Here is a 19,829-nt window from a genome sequence, read left to right as displayed (position 1 = left end):
GCGGCCCTCTACCGCTCACGGGGAACGTTTCATGAACACCGCACGTCACCGCTCCACCCTGCTCACCCTCGCCGGCACGGCCCTCGCCCTGTCCCTGACCGCCTGTCAGAACGGCTCGGGGGTCAAGTCCTCGTCCGCGGCGACCCCCGCGGCCACGGTCGCCTCGTCCTCGACGACGTCCGGGGCGACGGTCGCCGCCGGCACGGACGGCTCCGGTGCGGCAGGATCGGCCGGCACGGCCCGCTCCACGGGATCGGCAGGCTCGACGGGATCGACGGGCTCCCCCGCCTCCGCCGGTTCGGCCGGCGAGAGCGGCCGGCAGGCGGCCGCCTCCACTCCGGCGTGCACCGCGCGGAACGTCCGCGTCACCGCCGCCGGACAGGACGGTCCGCCCACCACCCACATCGTCCTGACCGCGAAGAACACCTCCGGGCACTCCTGCCGGCTGCCGGGCTTCCCGCACGTGCAGTTCCTGGAGAGCCACAAGCAGGACGTGCCGGCCGTCGCCAAGAGCAAGCCGGCCGCACCGGTCGTGCTGGCGCCGGGCGCCCCGGCCTACGCGCTGGTGAAGCTCTCGGACGGCGGGGTCGACGAGGACAACGAACCCGTGTCGGCGTTCTCCGTGACGCTGGAGGGCGACTCCACCGTCGTCGCCGTCGCCGCGCCCGGCAGCGAGGGCATCGCCGTCGACCCGGCGAAGGCCCTCACCGGCTACTGGACTCCCGAACTGCGCAACGGCGCCGACGACTTCTGAGTCCCGCCGCCCGGGACGCTCGGGTGACAGCGCAAGCCGCCGCCGTCGGCCGCCCCCGGTCGGCGGCGGCCACACGTGCTGCCGGCCGGGACTGCCGTTCGGCCAGCGCCACACGCGGATACGGTCACCGATGCGGAAGGTGAAGGCGTGCGCCGCGTCCTCCATGATGGCGGGGTCCCGGCTGGCCGGCTCCGGACGGATAGGGGCGCAGTCGATGGCCCGGCCGGCAAAGAGGACGTCTCGGAAGTCCGGTGTCCGACCTATCCGGCGGCCCGATAGGCACTCGGCGGGCGGCCCAGCAGGGTGCGGAAGGCGGTGGTGAACGCCGCTGGGCTGTCGTAGCCGAGGCCCGCTGCGACATGGGTGACCGGCGCACCGGCGGCCAGGTGTCGCAGGGAGTGCACGATGCAGGCCCGTTGCCGCCACTGCGCGAAGTTCAGCCCCGTGGCGCTGCGGAACTTCCGGCCGAGGGTGCGTTCGCTGACGCCCAGGGCTGCGGCCCAGCGGGCGGGCGGATCGTGGACGTCGGGGTGGCGCAGGAACGCGTCGCACAGCTGCCGAAGAGCCGGGTCGGCGGGCAGCGCCCTCGCCGCCCCCGCCCTGCACGCCCAGGGCGGGCGCATCGGCTACATCGATCTGCCCGCCTGCGCTGCGCTGCTCGGCGGTTCGCTGCCCGCCATCGCCCTGGCTCGCCGCGCTACAGCCCGCGTCCCGGACCGGGCGCACTCTGTCGCCTACGTCACCCTGCTGGTGACCGTCCTGCTCGTCATGGGGATCTGAACGGCAGGCTGAAGACCGCCACGCCCTCGTGCTTTCGGCCCCCGTACGGCAAGAGGTTGCTGTCCGTCTTCGCCAGGCGGCGCTCACCCGAGCGTTCTCACGGCCCTCACCGCAACAGCGCGCTCCACGCTGCACGGACCGGCGTCGGCAGGGGTCAGCGTCAGGCCCACCACGGCTCACTGTCCCTGACAAAGTCGTTGGACGTGGCGGTGGGTGATCAGGCAGACGGCGAGCCTGAGGAAGGCTTCGTGGATGTAGGTCACGTCGTTCCCCACGGATGCGCAGGCGGCGGAGGTCGCGGAGCGAGGCGATCGTGCCCTCGATGACGTAGCGGAAGACGCCCAGGCCGGGTGCGGTGTGGTGGGCTCGCTTCGCGATCACAGGGGCGGCCAGGCCGCGCAGCGAATGGTCGGCCCGCTTCTGCCTGCTCGGCACGTGCTCGATCGCCGGCCGGGCGGTAGGAGTCAGCATCGGTCTCGATGACGGTGCCGTCGCATGTCAGCCGGTCGACGATGGCGGCGCACGGGCGGGGACCGGTGAAGGTCTTCGTCCAGCCGCCGGAGGACTCGCTGGAGGCCATGGCGATGCTGTTCTTCTCCAGCGGTGGCCCGCCTCGGGGTCTTGGGTTCATCCACTGGACGCCACCCGCGGTGTCGCGCCCCCGCTTCACGTCCGCGTCGTGAGTCGCGCGACCGCCGCGTCGTACCGTGACCGTAGCCTTTCGTCTGCCGATACCCTCAGCAGCGCGCCGAGCGCCCGCACCGCGCCGTCGTCATAGCCGGACGACTCCGCTTCCCGGGCCGCCAGCTTGAGTTGCCCGATGCCCTCGGCCTCGCTCCCGAGCCCCAGCAGCGCCTCGCCCCTCACCATGAGGAGCAGAATCCGGGGTACGTCGGCCGTGCCCGATCGGTCGTCGAAGGCCAAGGCCTCGGTCGCTGTGTCGAGGGCCCGGCGCCATTTCCCCGCGTCGGTCCAATGGCGGGCGAGGTGCTGCATGGCCAGTCTCTCCGTGGTCCGCTCACCGGCCTTGCGCGCCAGCTCCACCGCTCGCTCACACCCCTGCGCGGCCTCGTCCAGGCCGCCGAGCGCCGCTTGTGCCACGGCGAGAACGATCAGGGCGTTGGCCTCGGCCACCGCGTCGCCTGCCCGGGAGGCAAGCGTGGAGGCCACCCGCAAACGCGTCAGTGCCTCCGTGATGCGCCCTTCCTCGATCAGCACCCACCCGAGCACGTTCAGCACCCGTGACTCGCCGTGCTGATCGTCGTCGGCCCCTGCCGCCTCGAGCGCGGTCTCCAGTAGCGGGACCCAGCCGTCACGCACACGCCACACGATCAACGGCCACAACGCCAGGACGATCCGCCAGGTCCTGCCGTGCAGTCCGGCGGCGTGCGCCGCCGCCACCGCCCGCGTGAGGTCGTCCCTCTCGGCTGCGTACCAGGCCACGGCGGCGGACCGGTCGCCGAACTCCCGCACGGCGGAAGGCGGCAGATAGTCCTCCGGCAACGGGAAGCAGTCCTCGTTGCCGGGCTCGGCCGCCGCCACGGCCGCGAGGCCCGTGGCGACGTAGTGGTCGAGCACACGCTTGAGTGCATCCGGCCCGGCGTCCAGGCTGCGCGCGTAGAGCCGCACGAGATCGTGCATCGTCCATCGGCCGGACGCCGTCTCCGTGACGAGGTGCGCGACGGCCAGCCGCTCCAGGGAGCTCTCGGCGGATGCCGGGTCCGTGTCCGCCAGAGCGGCCGCCGCATACCGGTCGACGTGCGTACCGGGGTGGCAGCCGAGATGGGCGAACAGTCGCGACACGTGCTCCGGGAGCTGTTGCAGCGTCACACGCAGTGCCGCTCGTACGCCGGTGTCCTCCACGTCCAGCAGGCTCAGCCGGCGCGTCTCGTCCGACAGTTCCGCGGCCATCGCGGTCAGCGACCAGCCGGGCCGTTGCGCCAGCCGGGCGGCTGTCACCCGCAGCGCGAGGGGCAGGCCGCCGCACAGCTCGGCCAGCCGTCGGGCGGCCACCGGCTCCGCGCGTATCCGCTCCGCGCCCAGTACACCGGCGAGAAGCATCGTGCCGTCCTGCGGCCCGAGCACGTCCACCGCGACGGGCCTGGCCGTGTCGGTGACGATCAACCCGGACAGCCGGTGTCTGCTGGTGACGACGGTGACACAGCGCCGGCCCCCCGGCAGGAGCGGCCTGACCTGCTCGGAGTCCCGCGCGTTGTCGAGCACCACAAGGAGCCGGCGATCGGCGGCGAGCGAACGGAACAGCGCCGCCGCCGCGTTCACGGACTCCGGGATCCGGCCGTGCGGCACACCGAGTGCCAGCAGGAACTCGCGCAGCACCTCGATGGAGGCCGGCTCGCCCGTGTCTGCGAAGCCGCGCAGGTCGGCGTAGAGCTGGCCGCCAGGGAATTCGGCACGGCCGTGGTGGGCCCAATGCAGCACCAGGGCCGTCTTCCCCACCCCGGCGGGCCCGATGACCAGGCAGACGGGCGCCTCGCCCGCGGCCGTCCGGGACAGAACGGCGAGTTCCGCCGCCCGCCCGTGAAAGCCACGCGGCGCGCGCGGCAGCAGATCGGGCGCGCCAGTCCGCGCAACGGCATCCGGTACGGACGCAGGTGGCGCAACGTCCGTCACGGGGGCTTGGCGGGTACGCCCCAGGCTCGCGGTGTGCTCCAACTCCCGAGCGCCAGCCGCGTCCAGGCCCAAGGACGCGGCCAACGCCCGCACCGTGCGGCGTTGCGGTCCCCGGGTGCGCCCGCGCTCCATGTCCGAAAGCGCCCGCACGCTCACTCCCGCAGCATGCGCCAGCCCTTCCTGGCTCAGCCCGGCGCTCGCGCGCAGAGCATGCAAAAGCGCGCCGAAATTCCCGGTGGCCTGTGTACCGGTGCCCATGTCCGCATGTCCCCTGGTCAGTGCGGCCCAGCCCAGACGCCGTACCTCACCTGCAAAAGTATGCACGACGCTACTTTTACGGGTGAAACTCATCGCGCCCCCCGCTCCCACAGGGTCGGCGAGGACCCGGGGACGGCCGATCCGCCTTGTTTCGTCGGCGGCCAGACGAGCTCCGCCGCGCATGAGTGACTACGCACGCGTCTGCTCGCCCCGGTGGCCCGCAAGAACAGCCGGCAGCTGACCGAGGAGGCCGGCCACCCCACGCCCGTGTGCAGCACCTCCTACGTCCCGGACAGCCGGCTGACGGCGAACGGCTGGATCGACCCGCTCACTCTCGCGGCCTGCAACCCCGCGAATAACCCGCTGCACGGGTAGGGCCTGTTATTCGTCAGCCTGGAGGGGGCGGCACGTTGCACGTCCACGGCCTGAACTCCGGCGGATCGTTCACCATGTTCGGCGCGATCACCACCGGCCAGCGCTCCATGACGGGGTGTCTTTCGACCCCGCATTTCATCCGCTCGGATCGCAACGGTCCTTCAATCCGCCGGGCATTGCCCGGGCAGGCCCAGACCCTCCGGCGCAGGCGACGCCGTCGTAGGGCTCACCAAGCCCCCTCGAAGAAGTGACACCACTGGTCGACGCATGGGTGACCTCACCGAGCACTCCAACGTCATGCGCACCGCAGGGTCTGGCCCAGGGCGTGGGAGTGCCAGTCGGTGCAGGCGCCCGGCGAGAAGCGGACCAGTTGGCGCGCATCCGGGACGGGGCCTGGCCGGCCACGATGACGTCCCACCACACGTCGCCGGTGAACCAGTCCGCCGGGGCCTTGCTGCTGGGCTGCGGCCTGATGAATTCCATGGTTTCCCTCAGATCACTTGCATACAGGCTGGCTTCAGCGGGCGACGCAGCCGCCGTCCACGGGGAGGGCGACGCCCACGACGAAACCCGCTCCGGGGCTGCACAGCCACAGCACGGCCTGGGCGATCTCCTCGGCGGTGCCGAGCCTGTTGACGGGCTGGTCGGCCTCCGCCTCGGCGCGGGCGAGTTCTCCCTTGGCGATCATGTCGCTGACCATGGGGGTGTCGATGGTGCCGGGGCAGACGGCGTTGACGCGGATGCCGCGCGGGGCGTATTCGAGTGCCGCGCTGGTGGTCGGGCCGATGACTCCGTGCTTGGAGGCGTGGTAGGAGGCCCGTCCGGGGAGGCCGACCAGGCCGCCGAGGGAGGAGCAGTTGACGATGGCGCCACTGCCCTGTTCACGCATGTGCCGCAGCTCGTGCTTCATGCACGTGCACACTCCGCGGAGGTTGACGGCGTTGACGCGGTCGAAGCGTTCGGCGGGTTCGTCGGCGGCGTCGCTGGGCGGGATCTGGATGCCGGCGTTGTTGTAGGCCATGTCGAGACGGCCGAAGGGCTGCACGGTCCGGTCGACGGCGGCGGCGACCTGGTCCTCGTCGCTGACGTCACACATGAGGGCGAGGGCCTGGTGGCCGGCGTCGGTGAGTTCTTTCGCGGCCGCGTTCAGCGCCGCTTCGTCGATGTCGGTGAGGGCGACGGCGGCTCCGGAGGCGGCGAACGCGCGGGCGGTGGCCAGGCCCATACCGGCGCCGGCCCCGGTGACAAAAGCGACCTGGCCGGTGAAGTCGTACGTGGGATTCACTGGTGTTGTCCCTTCAGATGAGGGGGATGTGGGCACGACTGATGTCAGGGGCGCCTGGATTCGGCTTCGAGTCAGTGCTGCGACGGCAACTGAGCGGCCTCGTCGCATCGCGTCTGCCCGGGCGCGCTGCTGCGGGCCACGATCCGGTCCCTGCCGGATGAGCCGTGGACGGCGAGGGCGATCAGCGGGAGGAGGGTCAGGGCGGCGATGACGGTGCCGACCAGGGGCGGGCCGGTCAGGCCGAGGGAGGAGTCCAGGGCCGTGCCGGCGACCATCGAACCGCCGGCGATACCGGTGTTGAAGGCGGACGTGGTCAGTGCCGAGGTGAGGGTGGGCGCGTCGCCCGCGAAGCGCATGGCCAGCGCGGTGACGACCGGGTTGACCGTGAAACCGGTCAGGCCCATGAGGAAGACGAGGAGCGTGGCCGCGACCGGGTTGCCGGACAGCGGGATCATCAGCAGCAAGACCAGGGCGGTGGCCGCGGCGGCTGTGAGTGTGGTGGCCATCGGACGTCGGTCGCCCAGGTGACCGCCCGTGGTGGTGCCGCCTAGGGCGCCGACGCCGAAGGCGATGAGAACGAGCGGTACGGCGCCTTCGGGGATGCCCGCGCGGCCGGTCAGCAGCGGCGTGACATAGGTGTACGTCGCCAGGACACCGCCCATGATGAGCATCGCGGCAGCGAGCGCCAGCCACAGCCGGCCCTGCCGCAGGGCACGGACCTCGGCCCGCAGGGACACCTCGACGCGCTGTTCCTGGGTCGGGATGAAGCGGCCGATGAAGAGGGCGGCGAGCCCGGAGAGGACGGCCAGCGCCCAGAAGGGGCCGCGCCAGCCGGCGAACTGGCCCGCGAAGGAGCCGACCGGGACGCCGACGACGTTGGCCAGGGTCAGGCCGCCGATCATGACGCCCGTGGCGCGAGTGGCGTTCTGCGATCCCGCGGCGGTGGTGGCGACGACGAAGCCGACGGACCAGAACGCTCCGGTGGCCAGGGCGGTGACGACGCGGGCGGCGAGGACGATCGTGAAGGACGTGCTGAGGGCGGCGACCAGGTGTCCGAGGCAGAACACGGACAGGGCGAGGATCAGCGTCCGGCGCGGGGAAAGGCGCAGGGTCACCATGGCCATGGTCGGCGCGCCGACGATCATGCCGATGGCGAAGGCGGTGATCAGCAGGCCGGCGTGGGAGACGCTGACTCCGAGGTCACCGGCCAGCTCCGGCAGCAGGCCGGCGACGACGAACTCGGTGGTGCCCATCAGGAACGTGCCGGCGGCGAGCACCCAGACGACGAAGGGGAGCCTGCCGGGGGTGGTCGCGGGTGCGGAAGGCATACCTGGGGTCTCTCCTTGCGGGGACATCGAGGGGTCGTGGTGGCGGCCGAGACCGTCGCGTCGGACCGTGGACGACGGGTACACGTCTTCGACGGTCCCATGCAGCGAACCGGACGAAAAGGGGAGGATCTCCTCCCCCTTCGCGCGAGGGCGCACGGGGGGTCAGGGCGCGGCTTCGATGGTGATCCGGTCGGCCTCGGCAAGCCGGTCGGCGTCGGCGTCGATGTGGCCGAGGATGAGCAGGTCGGGGTTGGCGGAGTCGCCGTCGCGGTAGAAGAGGGCCAGGTTGCCCCAGGGCGCGTAGTAGGTCAGGTCGCCGGCCTTCGGCGCGCGCGGCTCGGGAGCGCCCGAGGTGGTCAGCTTGCGTGGCAGGTCGGCGATCCGCTCGGTCTGGTGGAAGTCCTCCAGATCCAGGGTGAGCGGGAGCCGCTCGGCGAAGTCACGGGCAGCCGGACTGTCGTTCAAGGTGGCGTCGACCGGGCGGCCGTCGAGGGTGACCCGAATGTCCATGGCGGGGTTCCTGTCGAAGGGCGTGGTGCGCGCCTCGGCCGTCGGCGTCTGCTGCCGGGCGGAGGACGCGGAGGATGTCCTGTGCGGGGAGGCAGGCGAGGTGTCGCCGCAGGCCGCCGCGGCCAGCAGGACAGCGGTGGCCATGGCGGCACGGGCGACGGCGCGGCGGGTGGCCGAGTTCACGGTGTCGTCCCCCGCGTCAGCCGGGGCAGGGGCTCGGCATAGTGGCGGAAGCCGTCCCGCTTGGCGTGGAGGCCGTACAGGCGCTCGGCCAGCGCGCCGGGGCTGCTGTGCTCGGCGTCGGGCCGGATCGCTCCGGGGATGATCAGCTGCGCGGCGTGGATGTTCTCCGGGGCGAGCGTGTCGTGCAGCATGCGGGCGTAGGCGCTCTCGGCGGCGAAGGCGATCGAGGTGCCGGCGACCTTCGGGTTCGGTCGTACGGCACTGGAGCCGTTGACGAACAGCAGCGTGCCGCGGCCGAGTTCGCGCATGCCGGGCAGGACCGCGTTCACGGCGGTGACCGGGCCCTTGACGGAGAAGGCGAGCGGCGCGTCCAGGTCGTCGGCGCTGGTATCGAGGACCGGCGTCATGAAGTCGGCGCGGGGCACGGGGCTGTACTGGAGGACCTCGATGGGCCCCAGGTCGGCCGCAGCTGTGTGCAGGGCCGCGGTCAGGGACTCGCCGTCGAGGACGTCGGCCGTGTAGCCGCGCGCCTGGACGCCGTCACGGGCGAGGTCGGCTGTCAGGCCGTCCAGCTTCTCCGCGTTGCGGGCGATGAGGGCGACGGTGTGGCCGGCGGCTCCGAAGCGGCCGGCGGTGGCGAGCCCGAGACCGGGGCCGGCGCCGACGAGGGCGAAGGTCGTCATGGTCAGTCCTTGTGTGAGCGGGGGGTTGCCGGTCCTGTGGGCCGCATCGCTTGGGAGCGGCGCCGGGTGCGTCTGCGGTCAGGGCTTGAGCAGGGCCTTGACGGCGCGGCGCTCGTCCATCGCCTTGTAGCCGTCGGCGACCTGCTCCAGCGGCAGGGTGAGGTCGAAGACCCTGCCCGGGTTGATGCGGCCGGAAAGGACCCGGTCGATCAGGTCGGGCAGGTAGCGGCGCACGGGGGCGGGGCCGCCGCGCAGCCCGGCATGGGAAAAGAACAGTTCCTCGCCGTCGACGGCCACCTCGTGCGGGACGCCGACGAAACCGACGTTGCCGCCGGGGCGGGTCGAGTGCAGGGCCTGCCGCATCGACTCGGCGGTGCCGACACACTCCAGGACCGAGTCCGCACCGATGCCGCCGGTGAGGTCCTTGACGCGGGCGATGCCGTCCTCACCGCGTTCACTGACGATGTCGGTCGCGCCGAACTCCAGGGCGAGCTTCTGCCGGGACTCGTGGCGGCTCATGGCGATGATCCGCTCCGCGCCGAGCTCGCGCGCGGCGATGACACCGCACAGGCCGACCGCTCCGTCACCGACCACCACCGCGGTCGAGCCGGGCTTCACCTCGGCGGCGAGGGCGGCGTACCAGCCGGTGCCCATCACGTCGGAGACGGCGAGCAGGCCGGGCACCAGCTCACCGGACGGGTGCTCGTCGGTGGCGACGAGGGTGCCGTGGGCGTTGGGGATGCGGACGTAGTCGGCCTGGCAGGTGCTCATGAACTCCCGGTGCAGGCAGCTGGACTGCCAGCCGTTACGGCAGTTGACGCAGGTGTTGTCCGAGGTGGCGAAGGAGCCGACCACGAACTGGCCCGGTCTGACGTCGGCGACCTCGCTGCCCACCTCCTCGACGATGCCCACGTACTCGTGCCCCATCGGGTGCGGGTCGCCGACGGGCTCCAGGCCGCGATACGGCCACAGGTCCGAGCCGCACACACAGGTGGCGACCGTACGGATCACCGCGTCGGTCGGCTCGATGATCTTCGGGTCGTCGAGGTTCTCGAGGCGTATGTCGCCGGGGGCGTGGATGACTGCTCCGCGCATGAGGTGCTTCCTTCAGTACGGGGGTCTGCGGACCGCAGCCGCGGTGGGAAACGACTGCTCCCGATCGAGACTCACACGCGAGGACAGGCGCGAAAAGCGGAGAGAAACTTCCCGGGAGGGAAACATCCTGGGAGGAAACTCTCCCCCCTTGCGCAGGTGCGATCGGTGTCATGCTGGGCAGCATGACCGCCGACCTTCCCCTCAATGAGCTGGGAGAATTCCTCAAGAAGCGCCGCTCCGAGCTGAGCCCGCGCACGGTCGGCCTGCCTGAGACGCGACGGCCCCGCCGGGTGGACGGGCTGCGCCGCGAGGAGGTCGCCCAGCTCGCCAGCATCAGCACCGACTACTACACCCGCCTCGAACAGGGCCGCATGCAGGCGTCGGCGCCCGTGCTGGATACCCTCGCCCGTGTACTCCATCTGGACGACGACGAGCGCGGCTACCTCTTCCAGCTGGCGGGCAAGACCACGACCCGCACCCGGCGCCGCGGCCGCCAGAAGGTCCAGCCACAGCTGCAGCGGGTCCTCGACGACCTCACCGCCACTCCCGCCGTCGTGCAGGGCCGGCGCGGAGACGTCCTGGCCTGGAACGCGCTGGCCGCCGCCCTGGTCACCGATTTCTCCCGCATCCCGGAAAAGCACCGCAACTACCCGCGGATCATCTTCACGGATCCCGCCATGCGCACTCTGTACGCCGACTGGGAGAGCTCCGCGCACATCGCCGTCGCCCAACTGCGCATGGAGGCGGCGAAGTATCCCGATGACCCCCGCCTGATCGAGCTGGTCGGTGAACTGTCCCTGCGGGACAAGCAGTTCGCGCGCTGGTGGGGTGATCACCATGTCGCCGCCCGCACCGTGGGCACCAAGACCCTGAACCATCCGGTCGTCGGCGAACTCGTCCTGGACTGGGACACCCTCACCGCCAACACCGACCCCGACCAGCACCTCACCGTCTGGACCGCCGGGCCCGGCTCCCCCACCCACGAACGGCTGCGCATCCTGGCCTCATGGGCCGCCGACCAGGACCTGCCGGCCTCCTCCCCCATCAGCTGACCGCGACGGGCCGCCGCCATGAAGGCGGCTGGACGACTGTCCGTGACACCGAGTTCGAGCGATGGACGACATCGAGGGTTTTTCGCACGCCTTGAGGAGATGCACGATGCCCGACCGCCGGAGCGTTCTGTTCGTCACCGACCTCGCCTACCCGGCCCGGGGGCGACGCTACTGCGACGAGGACATCTTTCTGACCTCCCGACTGCGTGACGACTGCGACATCGCCCTGTGCCACCCGCTGGACGCCGCCGCGCTGACGGACGCCTTCGATGCGGTCGTGGTTCGCAACAGCGGACCGGTGCTGCACTGTCAGAAGGAGTACGACGCCTTCCGCGAGCAGGCCACGGCTAGCGTCATCCGGGTCTACAGCCCCCTGTCCGGCCGCGGCGACATGGCCGGCAAGCAGTACCTGCTGGACCTGACCACCGCCCGATACCCGGTCATCCCCACCATCGACCGGCCCGAGGACCTGCACCTGCTGCCCGAGGCCGGCCAGTACGCGGTCAAGCCGAAGGCGGGCGCGGACCGAGCTGGTCTCCGACCAGGCCCGTGATCCCTTCGTGGCGAGCATGACGGCATCCCTCCACCGGTACCTGGACGCTCAGCCCGCACCCGGTGATCGCTCAGGTGCCGACTCCGGGCAGGCCGAGGAGCACGGCCCACCCAGAGCCCTCGTCGGTGGCGGTCGCCCAGGCATCAGACGACCATCCACCGCTGGTTGGCGCCGGCGGTGCACGTCGCCTGGTCCAGGGCCGCGCCGTTGGCGGTCGACGCCCCGTTGCTCAGATGAATTACGGGACAGCGCTTCGCTAGCCGCCTCCGAAGACCCGGTCGCGGTGCTGCCGCCAGCGCTCCATCATGGCGGCGATCTCGGTGTCGACGAACTCGAAGAAGGCGAGGGTCTCGGACATCCGGCGCCCCGCGGCGGTGTCGCCGCCGAGGCTCTCGACGCCCTCGCGCAGCGCCCCCTCCCACCGCTTCAGCACGGCCTCGCGGTTGGTCAGCGCCTCGTACCACTGGTTGCTGTGCACGCGGTAGCGCTCGCGCCGGGAACCGGGCTCGCGCTCGCGGGAGACCATGTGCTGCTGGGCCAGGTAGCGCACCGCGCCGGAGACGGCGGCGGGACTGATCCTGAGCTGTCCGGCGAGTTCGGCGGAGGTCATCGTGCCCTCGTCGGAGGAGAGGAGCGCGGCGAAGACCCGGGCGGGCATGCGCTGCATGCCCGCCTCGACGAGTTGGGCGGCGAAGGACTCGACGAACCGGGACACGGCCTCCTCGTCCCGCCCCCCCGCATCTGTTTCGGTCATGCCCCCACCTTATCGACGGTTCACGCATTTCCTTAACTTCACAAATTTCTGAAAGTCGCGTACGTTCGGCGTCATGACGAAGGCCATCACGGTGTCGGGACTGCACAAGTCCTTCGGCCGCACCCACGCGCTCGACGGGCTCGACCTGGAGGTCGAGTCCGGGGAGGTGCACGGCTTCCTCGGCCCCAACGGCGCCGGCAAGTCCACCGCCATCCGCGTCCTGCTTGGCCTGCTGCGCGCCGACTCCGGCACCAGGCGGGTCCTCGGCCGCGACCCTTGGAAGGACGCGGTCGAGGCGCACCGGCGCATCGCCTACGTGCCCGGCGACGTGACCCTGTGGCGCAACCTCTCCGGCGGCGAGGTCATCGACCTGTACGGACGGCTGCGCGGCGGCGGCCTGGACGCGGCCCGCCGCGCCGAGCTGATCGACCGCTTCGAACTGGACCCCACCAAGAAGGGCCGCACCTACTCGAAGGGCAACCGCCAGAAGGTGGCCCTGGTCGCCGCGTTCGCCTCGGACGTCGACCTTCTCATCCTGGACGAACCGACGTCCGGCCTGGACCCCCTGATGGAGGACGTCTTCCAGCGCTGCGTGAGGGAGGAACGCGACCGGGGCCGGACGATCCTGCTGTCCTCCCACATCCTCAGCGAGGTCGAGGAACTGTGCGACCGCGTCAGCATCATCCGCAAGGGCCGCACGGTCGAGACCGGCTCCCTGGCCGACCTGCGCCATCTGACCCGCACCAGCGTGACCGCCGAACTGGCCGGCGCCCCCGACGGGCTGGCGCACCTGCCGGGCGTGCACAGCCTGGAGGTGCGGGGCAGCCGGGTCCGTCTCCAGGTCGACTCCGACCAGATGGACGCCGTGCTGCGGTCGCTGAGCACGTCGGGCGTGCGGTCGCTCACGTCGACGCCTCCGACGCTGGAGGAACTGTTCCTGCGGCACTACCAGGACACGGCACAGTGACGGTCCTGGCCGCACCCCGGCTCACCCAACTCACCGGCGCCGTCCCGCTGCTGCGTTTCGCGCTCCGCCGTGACCGGCTGCTGATCCCGGTGTGGGTCGCCGTGAACACCCTGATGGTGCTGTCCATGCCCACCAGCCTCGAGGGCCTGTACGACACCCCGGCCGCCCGGGCCGGCCTGTTGCGGCAGATGGACGCCAACTCCTCCTTCCGCGCCCTGATCGGCCCCGTGTTCGACGACTCGCTCGGCGCACTGACTGCCTGGCGGGTCGGCGTGTTCGCAGCCGCCCTGGCCGCGGTGACGAGCCTGCTGGTCGTGGTCCGGCACACCCGCGACGAGGAGGAGAGCGGTCGCCAGGAGCTGATCGCCTCCGCGATGGTCGGGCGGCGCGCCTCCCTGACGGCGGCCCTGCTCGCGGCGGCCGTCGCCAACGCCGCCCTCGGTCTGCTGGTGGCGGCGGGCCTCGCCAGTCGAGGGGCGGCGGGCGCCGCCGCGTTCGGCCTCGGACTGGCCGGGGCGGGCATGCTGTTCGCGACGACGGCGGCGATCGCCGCCCAGCTCACGCAGAGCGCACGGCTGGCCCGCGGGCTGACGGCGGCGGCCCTCGGCGCGGCCTTCGTCCTGCGGGCGGCCGGCGACTCGGCCACGACCGACGGTTCGTCACCGCTGACCTGGCTCTCGCCGCTCGGCTGGCTGGAGAACCTGCGGGCGTTCGCGGACGAACGATGGTGGGTGCTGGGGCTCTTCGCGGCGGCGATCCTCGCACAGGGCGCGCTGGCCTACGGCCTGGCCGGCCGCCGGGACGTCGGCATGAGCTTCCTGCCGACCCTCCCCGGCTCCCCCACCGGGCGGCTCGGCAGCGCCTTCGCCCTGGCCTGGCGGCTCCAGCGGGGCGGGGTGCTGGGCTGGAGCGTCGGCTTCCTCCTCGCCGGCGTCGTCTACGGCGGCCTGACCGAGGGCGCCGCCGACCTGGTCGGCGACAACGACAAGGCCCGCGAGATCATCGAGCGGATGGGCGGGCAGTCCGGGCTGACGGACGCGTTCCTCGCCTCGATGATCGGCATGCTCGGGCTGATCGCGTCCCTCTTCGTCGTCGCGTCCGTGCTCCGACTGCACGGCGAGGAGACGTCCGGCCGCGCGGAACCCGTGCTGGCGAACGCGGTGGGACGGCTGCGCTGGGCGTCCGGGCACCTGGCGATCGCCTTCGGCGGCGCGGCCCTCATCATGCTCCTGGCCGGCCTCGGCTTCGCCGCGGGCTACGGCAGGCAGACCCTCCCGCTCCTGGGTGCCTGCCTGGTGCAGCTGCCCGCGGTGTGGGCGGTCGGCGCCCTGACGCTCGTCCTGTACGGATGGGCTCCGCGGCTGGCCCCGGCCGGCTGGGGCGTGGCCGCCGCGATCCTCCTTCTCGGCTGGATCGGTCCGGCCCTCGACGCACCGCCGACGGTCCTGGACGTCTCGCCCTTCGCCCACCTGCCGAAACTGCCCGGCGACGAGATGGCATGGGGGCCGGTGCTGGTCCTGCTGCTGTCGGCGCTCGTCCTGTCCGCCATCGGCCTGGCGGGACTGCGGCGGAGGGACATGACGACGTGACCGTCCGCCACGGTCGCGGTGACCGTCGTGGTCACGGGGGCGGTGCCGGCGCCCCGGCCGTGACGGTGGCGGGGGCGGTGGCGGTGGCCCGACTGTGGCGGTGGCCGGGGCGGGGGCGGCCCCCGGCCGTGCGCGGTGACGGGGACAGTGACGGCGAACCGGCCGTGCGCGGTGACGGAGACAGTGACCGCGAACCGGCCGTGCGCGAAAAGTGACGCCTGGCCCTGGACACCCTCGACGAGCCGGCCGCGTGGGGCCTTGTGCCGCCGGTAGTGGTGACCGACGCCGGCTACGGGCAGAACGCCGACTTCCGCGACGCCTGACCGGCCGGGGCATCGGCTATGTCGTGGCGGTCCGCTCCGACGTGACCGTCCACTCTCACGACGTGCGGCTCACCGTCGCGGCCTGGTCCGGAAACGGCCGCAGGCCGCAGCCCCGCTACCGCGACAAGCCGTCCTCGGTGGCCACTGCGGCCGACCCGCTGGCTGGACAGGGCGATCTACAGACGCCGCAACGAGGTCGAACGCACCATCAACGCGCTCAAGAACTCCCGGGCCGTGGCCAAGCTATGCCAAGCGCGCCTACGTTTTCCACGGCACCGTCACCCTCGCCACGATCCGCTTATGCTCGATGCGATCCCACCGGTCCGCGGCCGCATTGGCCGGCCCCGCCGCAAACCCGACTCCCTCTTCGCCGACCGCGGCTACGACCACGCCATCCACCGCGACCAAATCCGCGCCCGCGCCATCGTGGCCGCGATCGCCCACCGCGGATCCTTGCACGGCTTCCGGTGCCTGCGCATAACGACCGAAGTGTGACACTTCCGCGAACGCATCCCGCACGCCTCAGGCACCAAACAAGAGGCTCGCCGCATGCCATCTCGCGCTTCCACAGCACGCGTTTCTGTCCCGGCTCGCCACGACCCACCCGCACTACCTCACTTGGAGGACCACGCGTCGGCATCATGACAGGACTCGTTCGGTTCACCCGTCTGCCCGTGGCTCTCGTGGGCACCGGGGCAGGCCACTGGCCCTCGATTGGCCCTCGTGCCGAAATGGCGTGCCGGGAAGACTGTCGAGCCGGTGCCGTACTTCGAGGAGTTGTGATGCGGGTAGCAGTCGTCACCTTCGACGGGTTCAACGAACTCGACAGCTTCATCGCTTCCGCGCTGATCAACCGATGCCGTAAGGACGGTGTGGAAGCGTTCATCACGACACCGACGCCGGTGGTCACATCGATGAACGGCGTCGAGGTGACCGGGCAGCGCCCGATGGAGTTCGTCACCGAAGCCGAGGTCGTGTTGATCGGCAGTGGCGTGAAGGCGCGCGAGGTGGCGGCCGACGATCGGATGCTCTCCCGCTTGCCGCTCGACCCGTCACGCCAGCTGATCGGCGCCCAGTGCTCCGGCGCGCTGGTGCTCGCCCGGCTGGGGCTGCTGAACGGAATGCCGGTATGCACGGACGTGAAGAGCAGGGCCTTTGTCGAGGCCCTCGGCGTCACAGTGCTGGACGCTCCGTTCCATACCGAGGGAAACATCGCCACTGCGGGCGGCTGCCTTGCCTCCCCATACCTGGCCGCGTGGGTGATCCAGCGGACGCTCGGGGACGAGGCGGCGCGCGGTGTCATCGACTACGTGGCCCCGGTCGGCGAGAATCAGGAAACGGTGGAGCGGGCGATGCAGGCTGTCCACGCGGGCAGGGCCGCAGTGCACTGAGTTTGTTGGTCGTTGTGCCCCACGGAGGCGCGGCGGTCCTGGAAGAGGCCGGTGCGGGTGTCGCGGCCGACGCCGGTGTGGACGCCGACGGTGGCGCGGCCGGCCAGGCGGTAGTCGTGGAAGGTTCAGCGGTGGCCGGAGTCGTCGCTCAGGGTCCAGTGGCCGAGGTCGATGCTCTGGCGGGTGGTTCGGGGGCCGAGGCCGTCCTGGGGAACTGCAACGGCGCGTCCACTCAGCGCTGGACCGTCCGATAACGAGGACCCGACTCGACCCGGGACAGAAGAAGGACGAAGTACCCCTTCGCGCAAGGCTCTTCGGCCGTCGCAGGGACCCTGGGGCCGGGCGCCAGCGGATCGAGGAGGACAACTGCGACCACGGCACAACGCTGCGCACGCCTCGTTGATCCGCTTGATGAAGGAGATCCCCGCCTCGTGGGCCCTCGCGAAGAGCACGGTGAAGTGCCACGCGCAAAGGGCCGGACGAATGCGGGGTCGGCCGGCAGGTGGGATGGCACGTGGGCAGATGACGGCGGTAAGTCGTCCCCAAGTCCCCCTGAAGAGGACTGTCCGGAACGGGCCCCCGGTCAGCGGAAGGATCGCTTCATCGAACCGGTTCGCAGGAACTTAGCAGCAGGGAAAGCTCACAGCAACGTCTGTGACGCAAGCGGAGTCCGCTGATCATCCGGGTTACGACACTGTTTCGCGAAGTATCGCCGCAGGCGTTGACAACCCTCCAGGTCGTTCCTATCTTCGCTTCATCGAACCGGTTCGACACCGGTGATCGTTTGACTTTTCACCGCAGTACCAACTCCCCGTAGCTACACGGCCGCACGGTCCGTTTTCACGGAACATCGAATCGGTTCGAGTAAGGAGTCGCCGTGAACATCGGTGAGATTGCCCGGCGGGCCGGTGTCTCGCGCAGCACCGTGTCCTACGCGCTGAGCGGCAAGCGCCCGGTGTCGGAGGACACGCGCCGGAAGATCCAGCAGGTCGTCGACGAATTGGGCTACCAGCCCAGCGCCAGTGCCCGCGCCCTGGCCAACGGACGGACCAGCACCATCGGCCTGGTCTTCCCACCGGCCGGCAACCACTACACCGGGATGCAGCTGGACTTCATCGGCAGTGTGGTGGAGGCCGCCGCGGCCTACGACTACGACGTACTGCTGTCCCCGAGTGGTGCGGACAGCGACCGCTCGTTCCAGCGGCTGCTGGGCGAACGTCGGGTCGACGGCGCGATCCTGATGGAGATCAGGTTGAAGGACGACCGGATCGATCACCTGGCCGCCCTGGACTTCCCTTCCATCGCCATCGGCCGTACCGCCCATCCGGAAAGCGGCTGGTGGGTAGGCCTGGACCACACCGCACTCGCCGCGGCGTGCGTCCACCATCTGGCGGACCTCGGCCACAGCCGAATCGCCCTCGTCAACCGCCCCGAACAGCTGCTGCGGGCCGGCTACGAGTCGGCCCAGCGGGGGCTGGAGGGCTTCACCAAGGCCGCGGCCGAACGCGGGCTGACGGCGCAGACGTACTGCTGCGGGGACGACGCCGCTTCCGGCCAGGCATGCCTGGAGCGGATCCTCCATGACGACCCGGCCACCACGGCCGTGGTCACCCTGAACGAGGCCGCTCTGGGCGGCCTCTACCGGGGGCTCGCCCAGGCGGGCCGCCATGTGCCGCGCGACTTCTCCGTCACCGGAGTCGTGGCCGGTCGGTGGGCGGAGACGGTGAGCCCGCAACTCACCGCGGCCGACGTACCGGCGGAAGAAATGGGCCGCCTCGCCGTCGAACTGCTGGTGGAGCGGCTCGGCAGTCCCGGCGCTGTGCCCCGGCACCGTCTCCTGACGCCGCCGATCTCGCTGCGGGCGAGTACAGGGCCCGCACGCGCCACACCTCCCGCGCTCCACGGGCCCGCCGGCGCCCTCTGACCCTCCACGCACACCGCCCCATACCACCCGACGACCCGAACCGGTCAGCGGCGCCGTTCTCCGTGCCCGCCTCTGCTCCCCGCCCCGTGCCCTCGGCACCCGCATGCCGAAAGACAAAGGAACCCTGCAATGAACAGTTCCTCCAGACACCGCCGTCTGACCGCAGCGGCCCTGACCGTCCTCACCGTGGCCGCCGGTGCCACCGCCTGCGGTTCCGGCTCGGGCAGCAGCGGCACCCACGGCGCCGGCAGCGGCACGTACACCATCTGGGACCCCTACCCGCAGTTCGACAAGACCTCGGCCTGGGCCCAGGTGCTGGACACCTGCGGCAAGGGCGCCGGCGTGAAGATCAAGCGGACTGCCTTCGACACCAGTGACCTCACGAACAAGGCGCTGCTCGCGGCGCAGCAGGGCAATTCCCCGGACGTGCTGATCGTCGACAACCCCGTGGTGTCGACGCTGGCGGAGGCGGGTGTGCTCACCACGACCGACGACAACAAGATCGACACCTCCAAGGTGGACCCCAACCTCCTCGCGGCCGGCCAGTCGGGCGGTAAGACGTACGGCACCCCGATCGGCGCCAACACCCTCGCCCTCTACTACAACAAGAAGGTCCTGAAGGCCGCCGGCGTGGACATCTCCTCGATCAAGGACTGGAAGTCGCTGACCGCGGCACTCGCCAAGGTCAAGCAGGCGGGGAAGAAGGGCATCACGTTCTCGGCGATCGGCACCGAGGAGGGCAGTTTCCAGTTCCTGCCGTGGTTCTGGGGCTCGGGCGCGAAGCTGACCGAACTCGACTCGCCTCAGGGCGTCTCGGCGCTGTCGCTGTGGAAGAACTGGCTGACGATGGGGTACGCGCCCAACTCGGTCATCAACAACACCCAGACCACCAGCTGGCAGGAGTTCGCGAGCGGCGACTACGCGTTCGCCGAGAACGGCACCTGGCAGCTCGCAGCCGCCGACAAGGGTGGCCTCGACTACGGGGTCCTGCCCATACCCGCCGCCGCGGGAGGCAACGCCTCCGCCCCCACCGGCGGCGAGTTCGTCACCGTCCCGGTCCAGGACGACACCGGCCGCTACACCACCTCGCAGAAGCTGGTCTCCTGCCTGACCGGCGACGAGAACCTGAACTTCACCGACAAAACGCTGTCGTACGTGGCACCCACCGGCACTGTCCAGGCCAAGCAGAAGGCGGCCGATCCGGAGCTGACGCCGTGGATCGAGGCGGTCAAGACGGCCAAGGGCCGCACCAGCGACGACCTCGGCACGAAGTACCCCAAGATCTCCGAGCAGATGTGGAAGGCCGTCCAGTCCGCCCTCAGCGGGTCCCGGTCAGCCAAGGACGCGATGGCCGCGGCCCAGGCCGCCGCCGCCAAGTAGCAAGGACCCTCGAC

General features: G+C 71.1%; 17 protein-coding genes and 5 pseudogenes. 12 read left to right on the top strand and 10 right to left on the bottom strand.

What is annotated here, in order from left to right; genetic code table 11:
• Positions 1-31 precede the first annotated feature (31 nt).
• Positions 32-754, top strand: a complete 723-nt coding sequence (locus OG802_RS34395) for a DUF4232 domain-containing protein (RefSeq protein ID WP_329416769.1) — start codon at positions 32-34, stop codon at positions 752-754.
• 260 nt (positions 755-1,014) lie between these two features.
• On the opposite strand, the gene OG802_RS34390 is transcribed toward OG802_RS34395, so the two are convergent.
• Positions 1,015-1,245 carry a helix-turn-helix domain-containing protein gene (locus OG802_RS34390; RefSeq protein ID WP_329417628.1) on the bottom strand — a complete coding sequence of 77 codons (231 nt, stop codon included), beginning with the start codon at positions 1,243-1,245 and terminating at the stop codon, positions 1,015-1,017.
• Between OG802_RS34390 and OG802_RS34385 the strand changes: the two genes are divergently transcribed.
• On the top strand, positions 1,160-1,534 hold the full coding sequence (locus OG802_RS34385) for a hypothetical protein (protein ID WP_329417669.1): 375 nt from the start codon (positions 1,160-1,162) through the stop codon (positions 1,532-1,534). The genes OG802_RS34390 and OG802_RS34385 overlap by 86 nt on opposite strands.
• 415 nt (positions 1,535-1,949) lie before the next feature.
• On the opposite strand, the pseudogene OG802_RS34375 reads toward OG802_RS34385, so the two are convergent.
• Together OG802_RS34375 and OG802_RS34370 are read right to left on the bottom strand one after the other, a co-directional pair.
• Positions 1,950-2,132, bottom strand: a pseudogene (locus tag OG802_RS34375) (ATP-binding protein); the annotation flags it as partial.
• A gap of 68 nt (positions 2,133-2,200) precedes the next feature.
• A complete protein-coding gene (locus OG802_RS34370) occupies positions 2,201-4,423 on the bottom strand; it encodes an ATP-binding protein (protein ID WP_329416768.1) in 2,223 nt (740 codons plus the stop codon).
• 213 nt (positions 4,424-4,636) lie between these two features.
• On the opposite strand from OG802_RS34370, the gene OG802_RS34365 reads away from it, so the two are divergent.
• On the top strand, positions 4,637-4,798 hold the full coding sequence (locus OG802_RS34365) for a hypothetical protein (RefSeq protein WP_329416767.1): 162 nt from the start codon (positions 4,637-4,639) through the stop codon (positions 4,796-4,798).
• 307 nt (positions 4,799-5,105) lie between these two features.
• On the opposite strand, the pseudogene OG802_RS34360 reads toward OG802_RS34365, so the two are convergent.
• The 6 genes and pseudogenes from OG802_RS34360 to OG802_RS34335 all read right to left on the bottom strand — a co-directional run.
• A pseudogene (locus OG802_RS34360) lies at positions 5,106-5,281 on the bottom strand (cupin domain-containing protein); the annotation flags it as partial.
• Positions 5,282-5,315: 34 nt separating this feature from the next.
• Positions 5,316-6,083 (bottom strand): glucose 1-dehydrogenase, encoded by a 768-nt coding sequence (locus tag OG802_RS34355; RefSeq protein WP_329416765.1) that lies wholly within the window; start codon positions 6,081-6,083, stop codon positions 5,316-5,318.
• A 71-nt stretch (positions 6,084-6,154) separates the two neighbouring features.
• Positions 6,155-7,411: an MFS transporter gene (locus tag OG802_RS34350; protein WP_329416764.1), complete on the bottom strand. Its 1,257-nt coding sequence runs from the start codon at positions 7,409-7,411 to the stop codon at positions 6,155-6,157.
• A 162-nt stretch (positions 7,412-7,573) separates the two neighbouring features.
• A complete protein-coding gene (locus OG802_RS34345; protein ID WP_329416763.1) occupies positions 7,574-8,104 on the bottom strand; it encodes a cyclophilin-like fold protein in 531 nt (176 codons plus the stop codon).
• Positions 8,101-8,787: an SDR family NAD(P)-dependent oxidoreductase gene (locus OG802_RS34340; RefSeq protein WP_329416762.1), complete on the bottom strand. Its 687-nt coding sequence runs from the start codon at positions 8,785-8,787 to the stop codon at positions 8,101-8,103. Before OG802_RS34340 ends, OG802_RS34345 begins: the two co-directional genes overlap by 4 nt.
• A 78-nt stretch (positions 8,788-8,865) precedes the next feature.
• Positions 8,866-9,882, bottom strand: a complete 1,017-nt coding sequence (locus OG802_RS34335) for a zinc-dependent alcohol dehydrogenase family protein (protein WP_329416761.1) — start codon at positions 9,880-9,882, stop codon at positions 8,866-8,868.
• A 170-nt stretch (positions 9,883-10,052) separates the two neighbouring features.
• Here OG802_RS34335 and OG802_RS34330 point away from each other — a divergent pair, with 170 nt between their 5' ends.
• Both OG802_RS34330 and OG802_RS34325 read left to right on the top strand, forming a co-directional pair.
• A complete protein-coding gene (locus OG802_RS34330) occupies positions 10,053-10,934 on the top strand; it encodes a helix-turn-helix domain-containing protein (RefSeq protein ID WP_329416760.1) in 882 nt (293 codons plus the stop codon).
• A 106-nt stretch (positions 10,935-11,040) separates the two neighbouring features.
• Positions 11,041-11,472 (top strand): annotated as a pseudogene (locus tag OG802_RS34325) (hypothetical protein); the annotation flags it as partial.
• Between the two features lie 271 nt (positions 11,473-11,743).
• On the opposite strand, the gene OG802_RS34320 reads toward OG802_RS34325, so the two are convergent.
• Complete coding sequence (locus tag OG802_RS34320; protein ID WP_329416759.1) at positions 11,744-12,241, bottom strand: GbsR/MarR family transcriptional regulator; 498 nt, start codon at positions 12,239-12,241, stop codon at positions 11,744-11,746.
• Between the two features lie 73 nt (positions 12,242-12,314).
• Between OG802_RS34320 and OG802_RS34315 the strand changes: the two genes are divergently transcribed.
• The 7 genes and pseudogenes from OG802_RS34315 to OG802_RS34280 all read left to right on the top strand — a co-directional run bounded on the left by OG802_RS34315 (position 12,315) and on the right by OG802_RS34280 (position 19,815).
• Positions 12,315-13,208 (top strand): ABC transporter ATP-binding protein, encoded by an 894-nt coding sequence (locus OG802_RS34315; protein WP_329416758.1) that lies wholly within the window; start codon positions 12,315-12,317, stop codon positions 13,206-13,208.
• Entirely contained in the window at positions 13,205-14,797 is a 1,593-nt protein-coding gene (locus tag OG802_RS34310) for an ABC transporter permease (protein WP_329416757.1), read from the top strand. The genes OG802_RS34315 and OG802_RS34310 overlap by 4 nt, the downstream gene beginning before the upstream one ends.
• 215 nt (positions 14,798-15,012) lie before the next feature.
• Positions 15,013-15,272 (top strand): annotated as a pseudogene (locus tag OG802_RS34305) (transposase); the annotation flags it as partial.
• Between the two features lie 148 nt (positions 15,273-15,420).
• A pseudogene (locus tag OG802_RS34295) lies at positions 15,421-15,582 on the top strand (IS5/IS1182 family transposase); the annotation flags it as partial.
• A gap of 320 nt (positions 15,583-15,902) precedes the next feature.
• Positions 15,903-16,511, top strand: a complete 609-nt coding sequence (locus tag OG802_RS34290; protein WP_329416756.1) for a DJ-1/PfpI family protein — start codon at positions 15,903-15,905, stop codon at positions 16,509-16,511.
• A gap of 877 nt (positions 16,512-17,388) precedes the next feature.
• Positions 17,389-18,435, top strand: coding sequence for a LacI family DNA-binding transcriptional regulator (locus tag OG802_RS34285; RefSeq protein WP_329416755.1), 1,047 nt, complete (start codon positions 17,389-17,391; stop codon positions 18,433-18,435).
• Between the two features lie 129 nt (positions 18,436-18,564).
• Positions 18,565-19,815 (top strand): sugar ABC transporter substrate-binding protein, encoded by a 1,251-nt coding sequence (locus OG802_RS34280; RefSeq protein ID WP_329416754.1) that lies wholly within the window; start codon positions 18,565-18,567, stop codon positions 19,813-19,815.
• The last annotated feature ends 14 nt before the right edge of the window (positions 19,816-19,829 follow it).

Origin of the sequence: Streptomyces sp. NBC_00704, assembly GCF_036226605.1 — a bacterium.
GTDB lineage: Bacteria > Actinomycetota > Actinomycetes > Streptomycetales > Streptomycetaceae > Streptomyces.
This window is presented reverse-complemented; position numbering and strand designations above follow the sequence as displayed.

Excerpts from the sequence above, each read along its gene's own strand:
- OG802_RS34385 (WP_329417669.1), top strand. The coding sequence starts at position 1,160 with ATGCAGGCCCGTTGCCGCCACTGCGCGAAGTTCAGCCCCGTGGCGCTG.
- OG802_RS34350 (WP_329416764.1), bottom strand. The coding sequence starts at position 7,411 with ATGCCTTCCGCACCCGCGACCACCCCCGGCAGGCTCCCCTTCGTCGTC.
- OG802_RS34315 (WP_329416758.1), top strand. The coding sequence starts at position 12,315 with ATGACGAAGGCCATCACGGTGTCGGGACTGCACAAGTCCTTCGGCCGC.
- OG802_RS34290 (WP_329416756.1), top strand. The coding sequence starts at position 15,903 with ATGCGGGTAGCAGTCGTCACCTTCGACGGGTTCAACGAACTCGACAGC.
- OG802_RS34395 (WP_329416769.1), top strand. The coding sequence starts at position 32 with ATGAACACCGCACGTCACCGCTCCACCCTGCTCACCCTCGCCGGCACG.
- OG802_RS34320 (WP_329416759.1), bottom strand. The coding sequence starts at position 12,241 with ATGACCGAAACAGATGCGGGGGGGCGGGACGAGGAGGCCGTGTCCCGG.
- OG802_RS34370 (WP_329416768.1), bottom strand. The coding sequence starts at position 4,423 with ATGGGCACCGGTACACAGGCCACCGGGAATTTCGGCGCGCTTTTGCAT.
- OG802_RS34335 (WP_329416761.1), bottom strand. The coding sequence starts at position 9,882 with ATGCGCGGAGCAGTCATCCACGCCCCCGGCGACATACGCCTCGAGAAC.
- OG802_RS34330 (WP_329416760.1), top strand. The coding sequence starts at position 10,053 with ATGCTGGGCAGCATGACCGCCGACCTTCCCCTCAATGAGCTGGGAGAA.
- OG802_RS34340 (WP_329416762.1), bottom strand. The coding sequence starts at position 8,787 with ATGACGACCTTCGCCCTCGTCGGCGCCGGCCCCGGTCTCGGGCTCGCC.
- OG802_RS34280 (WP_329416754.1), top strand. The coding sequence starts at position 18,565 with ATGAACAGTTCCTCCAGACACCGCCGTCTGACCGCAGCGGCCCTGACC.